This window comes from Streptomyces sp. NPDC057543 (assembly GCF_042801895.1).
Classification (GTDB): Bacteria; Actinomycetota; Actinomycetes; order Streptomycetales; family Streptomycetaceae; genus Streptomyces.
The window spans coordinates 1-5223 of sequence record NZ_JBHVFF010000423.1 but is presented as its reverse complement, the minus strand read 5'-3'; the positions used below and the strand labels follow the sequence as shown (position 1 = coordinate 5223).

5 protein-coding genes are annotated in these 5223 nt (G+C 71.7%); 2 read left to right on the top strand and 3 right to left on the bottom strand.

Annotation, left to right across the window (positions count from 1 at the left end):
* Nucleotides 1-47 precede the first annotated feature (47 nt).
* Both greA and ACFU8Q_RS38805 read right to left on the bottom strand, forming a co-directional pair.
* Nucleotides 48-545 carry a transcription elongation factor GreA gene (gene greA / locus ACFU8Q_RS38810; protein WP_384464091.1) on the bottom strand — a complete coding sequence of 166 codons (498 nt, stop codon included), beginning with the start codon at nucleotides 543-545 and terminating at the stop codon, nucleotides 48-50.
* Nucleotides 546-728: 183 nt separating this feature from the next.
* Complete coding sequence (locus ACFU8Q_RS38805; RefSeq protein WP_384464088.1) at nucleotides 729-1145, bottom strand: DUF4307 domain-containing protein; 417 nt, start codon at nucleotides 1143-1145, stop codon at nucleotides 729-731.
* A 97-nt stretch (nucleotides 1146-1242) separates the two neighbouring features.
* Between ACFU8Q_RS38805 and mca the strand changes: the two genes are divergently transcribed.
* The gene (gene mca / locus ACFU8Q_RS38800) at nucleotides 1243-2124 is read left to right on the top strand and encodes a mycothiol conjugate amidase Mca (protein WP_384464085.1); all 882 of its coding nucleotides are present in this window, start codon (nucleotides 1243-1245) and stop codon (nucleotides 2122-2124) included.
* Between the two features lies 1 nt (nucleotide 2125).
* Nucleotides 2126-2359 (top strand): hypothetical protein, encoded by a 234-nt coding sequence (locus ACFU8Q_RS38795; RefSeq protein ID WP_384464082.1) that lies wholly within the window; start codon nucleotides 2126-2128, stop codon nucleotides 2357-2359.
* 178 nt (nucleotides 2360-2537) lie between these two features.
* Here ACFU8Q_RS38795 and ACFU8Q_RS38790 read toward each other — a convergent pair.
* The coding region (locus tag ACFU8Q_RS38790) for a tetratricopeptide repeat protein (protein WP_384464079.1) at nucleotides 2538-5223 on the bottom strand (2686 nt) is incomplete at its 5' end.

Below are 5223 nucleotides of genomic sequence, written 5' to 3'. Positions count from 1 at the left end.
CCTCCGGCCCGGTCGGCCGGAGGCTCCCTCGCGTCAGTGGTGCGGGATCAGCCCGAGTACGGCTTCGCCGCGAGGATCTTCACGGTGGCCATCTTGCCGTTCGGCAGCTCGTACTCGGCGTCCTCGCCCATCTTCTTGCCGTTCACGCCGGTGCCGAGCGGGGACTGCGGGGAGTACGTCTCGATGTCCGAGCTCGCGTACTCACGCGAGGCGAGCAGGAAGGTCAGGGTGTCGTCCGGGTCGCCGTCGAAGGCGATCGTCACCACCATGCCGGGCTCGACCACGCCGTCGTCGGCGGGTGCCTCGCCCACCTTCGCGTGCTCCAGGAGCTGGGTGAGCTGGCGCACGCGCAGCTCCATCTTTCCCTGCTCCTCCTTGGCCGCGTGGTAGCCGCCATTCTCCCGGAGGTCACCTTCCTCACGGGCCGCCGCGATCTTTACGGAGATTTCCGTGCGCGCGGGACCAGACAGGTACTCCAGCTCGGCCTTGAGCTGGTTGTACGCCTCCTGCGTGAGCCAGGTGACGTTTTCGCTGGTCTGGGTCACAGGGTGCTCCTCGTCGGTACTGGGTATACAAAGCATCGCCCTACCCGTAAGCATGTGCCTCCACGGGTGGGCGAAACCACGAGCCTAACAATTCCCCGGGAAAAGGGGGAGAAGGTAATCGCCGGGACTGCGTTTTGCGCAGGTCAGCACCGACAAGAGCGATGAAGCGCCGGCGTGCGGCGGTTAACGCGCCGCCCCGCCGTCGGTGGTGCAGCCGAGCAGCTCGACACTGGTCGCCCTGGACGTCGTACGCAGCGACAGGACGCGGTCGACGCGGTCGGTGCGGTCGTCGAAGCGGAAGTCCTTGCGGGCCACCTCGCTGCCGTCCTCGTGCTGCGCGCGGAGGGTGCAGTAGCCCTTGGCGTCCTTGTCCTTGCGCACCTCCAGGTGCACATCGACGCGCGCGTCCGAGACGACCTGGCGCTTGATCACCTCGGCGCTGATCCCCTGCCCGGTGATGTAGGCGTAGCCGATCCAGCCGACCACCCCGAGCAGGACGACGCCCAGTACCGAGCCGATGATCCGCAGCTTGCGGTCCGCGCGCTGGTCCGCGGAGCGGCCGTAGCGGTTCTCCGGGAGCGCTTCGCGCACCGCCGTCATGATCGTTCCTCCTGTGCCGGGGATCGAGGAATTTTCCGCCCCCCGGTTCGGTCACTATAGAAGCCTGCCCACGCGCCGAAACACTGAGGATCGAGTCTTGACTGAGCAGCTGCGACTGATGGCCGTTCACGCCCACCCCGACGACGAGTCGAGCAAGGGCGCGGCCACCATGGCCAAGTATGTGTCCGAGGGGGTGGACGTGCTGGTCGTGACCTGCACGGGCGGCGAGCGCGGCTCCATCCTCAACCCCAAGCTCCAGGGCGACGCGTACATCGAGGAGAACATCCACGAGGTGCGCAAGAAGGAGATGGACGAGGCCCGGGAGATCCTGGGTGTCGGCCAGGAGTGGCTCGGCTTCGTCGACTCGGGTCTGCCCGAGGGCGACCCGCTGCCGCCGCTGCCGGAGGGCTGCTTCGCGCTGGAGGACGAGGAGAAGGCCGCCGGCCGTCTCGTCCGCAGCATCCGCGCGTTCCGGCCGCAGGTCGTCACGACGTACGACGAGAACGGCGGGTACCCGCACCCCGACCACATCATGACCCACAAGATCACGATGATCGCCTTCGACGGTGCGGCGGACACCGAGCTGTACCCCGAGTCCGAGTTCGGCCCCGCCTGGCAGCCGCAGAAGCTCTACTACAACCAGGGCTTCAACCGACCGCGCACGGTGGCGCTCCACGAGGCGCTGCTGGCCCGCGGCCTGGAGTCCCCGTACGGCGAGTGGCTGGAGCGCTGGAAGGAGTTCGAGCGCGACGAACGCACGCTGACCACGCACGTTCCGTGCGCGGACTTCTTCGAGATCCGCGACAAGGCGCTGATCGCGCACGCGACGCAGATCGATCCCGACGGCGGCTGGTTCCGGGTCCCGATGGACATCCAGAAGGAGGTCTGGCCGACCGAGGAGTACGAGCTGGCGAAGTCTCTCGTCGATACCTCCCTCCCCGAGAGCGACCTCTTCGCGGGCATCCGCGACAATGCCTGATATGTACGCGACCCAGGCACTGACCCATCTCGTCCCTCTCGCCAAGGAGGTCGACGACAACAAGGTGACCCCCGGCGTTCTCGGCTTCATCGTCTTCGCGGCGCTCGCCGTCGGCGTATGGCTGCTGATGAAGTCCATGAACCGGCACATGGGCAAGGTCGACTTCGTGGAGGCCCCGGACCCGGCGGAGGCGTCCGAAGCCCCGGTGGCGGCGGGATCCGCGAAGCGGAAGTAGGCGCGGGGCGGTACCGGCACGTCCGGTGACCGCTCGGTAGGCCTGACGAGGCGCGGGGCGGTACCGGGACGTCCGGTGGCCGCTCGGTACGCCTGGCGACGGGCCGGGCGGTCGTGCCCGGCCGGGCGGTCGTGCCCCGGCGGGGCGGTCGTGCCCGGCCGGGGCCGCCGCGCTGTCCTCAGACGCCGGACGGGCTGGTGGTGGGCGGAACCGGTACGCCCATGACCTCCCGGGCGTGGCGCGCCGGCGTCATGCCCAGGCGCCACGCCTGCCAGCCGTCCTCCAGGTCCACGCCGCGGTTCAGCACCACCCGGTACGCCTCCGCGCAGTCCTCCAGCTTGCTGTCGCGCGTCGGGTGGCCCGCCAGGAGCAGGTCGGCCAGTTCCTGCTGGGCCACCACCGTGCCCACCTCGCTGCCGCCCGGCGACGCGTACGGCAGCAGCGTGCAGCGTAGGAAGCGGGCCCAGTCCGCGCCCCGCGTGTCGCCGTAGGAGCCGAACAGCTCCGCCGCCTCGTCGCACAGCTCCAGCGCCTGCGGGGCGCGGTTGTTGCCCGCGTCGATCAGGGCCAGCTCCAGGCACGTCCACGCCTCGCCGTGGGCGACCCCGATGCGCCCGAAGTCGGCCCGGGCGTCGACCAGGAGCTGACGGGCGAAACCGGAGTTGCGGAGGTTCCCGGTCTGCGCGGCCCGCTGATCGCGGGTGACCCGGCCCGAGTGGTGCCGGGCGCACGCCAGCCCGTACACGTCCCGCATCCGGGAGAACATCGTGCGGGCCCGCTCCAGTTGCCGCACCGCCCGGTCGGTGTCGCCGTTCTCCTCCAGAGCCTGCCCCAGGTAGTACAGCGTCCACGCCTCGCCGCGCGCGTCCTCGTTGTCGCGGTGCCGGGCCAAGGCCTGCTCCAGCTGTTCGACGGCCGGGGCCGGGTCGCCGTCCAGTAGCCGGGCGCGGGCCAGCTGGGTCAGCGCCCACGCCTCGCCGCGCTCGTCACGGGTACGGCCGTACAGATCCAGGGCCGTACGCAGCGCCTCCTCCGCCCGCTCCACGTCGCCCATCCGCAGCAGGGTCTGGCCCAGCTGGAACTGCGTCCACGCCTCGCCGTGCAGCGACTCGCCCTCCCGGTGCAGGGCCAGCGCCATGTCCAGGAGGGTCAGCGCCTCGGCCAGGTGGGCCCGGTCCCGTTCGACGGCGGCCAGGGCGTGCAGCGACCAGGCCCGGTCCTCGGCCTGCTCGTCGGAGGACTGCAACGAGATCGCCTCGCGCAGCCGCGCCGACGCCTCGGTCAGATTGCCCTGGTGGTGCAGGGTGATGCCGAGCGAGCAGAGCGCCAGCGCCGTACCCGCCTCGTTCTGCGCCTCGCGGTAGAGCCCGACGACCGACGAGAGCGTGGTGCGGGCCTTGTCCAGCTCGCCGAGCTGACGGGCCGCGATGCCGGTGCGCCACTGCACGGAGCGCTCCAGCAGCCCTTTGTCCACGGCCTGCGTCAACTCGCTGATCTCGCCCAGCCGGTAGAGGTCGCCGCGCAGCAGGCAGTAGTCGCACAGCGCGCCCAGCAGATCCAGTACGGCCCCCTGGTCGACGCCCTCCGCGTGCCGCAGTGCCGACGTGATGAAACTCGACTCGTCGTCCAGCCAGCGCAGCGCCGAGTCCAGCGAACCGAACCCGTGCGAGCCGAACTGCCCGGCCCGGGTGGACATCTTGCCGTCCACCATGCGGATCACCGCACCGGCCAGCTCCGCGTAGTTCTTGATCAGCCGCTCCTGCGCGGCCGTACGGTCAGCCGCCGTCTCCTCGTCCCGCAGCCGGTCCAGGGCGAAGCCCCGTACGAGGTCGTGGAGTCGGTAGCGCGAGCCCCGTACGTGGTCCAGGAGCCCGGCCCCGGCCAGGGCTGTCAGCAGCCGCTCGGCCTCCTGCTCGTCGGCGGAGAGCAGCGCGGCCGCCGCCGCGGCGCCCAGGCTGGCCCGCCCGGCCAGCGCGAGCCGGCGCAGCAGCCGCCGCGCCTGTTCGGACTGGTCGGTGTAGCGCAGCCACAGCGCCCGTTCGACCGGCGCGACCGGACCGTACGCGGCGAGATCGGCGGCGAGTGCGCCGCGGGTACGTGCGCCGAGCGAGGAGCCCGCTATGCGCAGCGCCAGCGGCAGCCCGCTGCACAGCTCCACGACGCTGTCCGTCGACCGGGCGTCGTACGGCTCCTCCTGTGCCGCACCGGCCGCCTCGCGCAGCAGCTCCTCCGCGCCCGCCGCGTCCAGCGCGCCGACCGGCAGATGATGGACCCGGGCCGGAATGTCGGCGGGCAGCTCCAGGGGCTCGCGGGCGGTGACCAGGACGAGGCTGTCGGAGCGCTCGGGGACCAGCGTGCGGACCTGGGCCGCGTCGGCCGCGTCGTCGAGGACGATCGTCACGGGCGTGCCGGTCAGATGCTGGTGGTACAGCTCGCTCAGCCGCCGCACCTGCTGCTCGGCGGAGGCTCTCTCGCGGAACAGCAGCTGCTCGCGGGGCGCGCCCAGCCGGTTCAGCAGATGCAGCAGCGCGTCCCGGGTCGGCAGCGGCGCCTCTCCGGACACGTTGCCGCGCAGGTCCACCACGCACGCGCCCCGGAACTGATCCTTCAGGCTGCGCGCCGCCCGCACCGCGAGCGTGGTGCGTCCCGCGCCGGGCGTGCCGTGCAGGACGACGACGGTCGGCTTGGTCTCCGTCGACGCGCGGGCCTCGCGCACCCACTGCGCGATCTGCGCCAGCTCGGCCCGCCGGCCGGCGAACGGCCCGTCGGCGGCGGGCAGGTGGCCGAACGACTGGTCGAGGATCGCGCGCATGCGGGCCGCGGCGCTGCGGTCCCCGCCCCGAAGCTGCGGGGCGGTCCGCGAC

Excerpts from the sequence above, each read along its gene's own strand:
- ACFU8Q_RS38795 (WP_384464082.1), top strand. The coding sequence starts at position 2,126 with ATGTACGCGACCCAGGCACTGACCCATCTCGTCCCTCTCGCCAAGGAG.
- ACFU8Q_RS38805 (WP_384464088.1), bottom strand. The coding sequence starts at position 1,145 with ATGACGGCGGTGCGCGAAGCGCTCCCGGAGAACCGCTACGGCCGCTCC.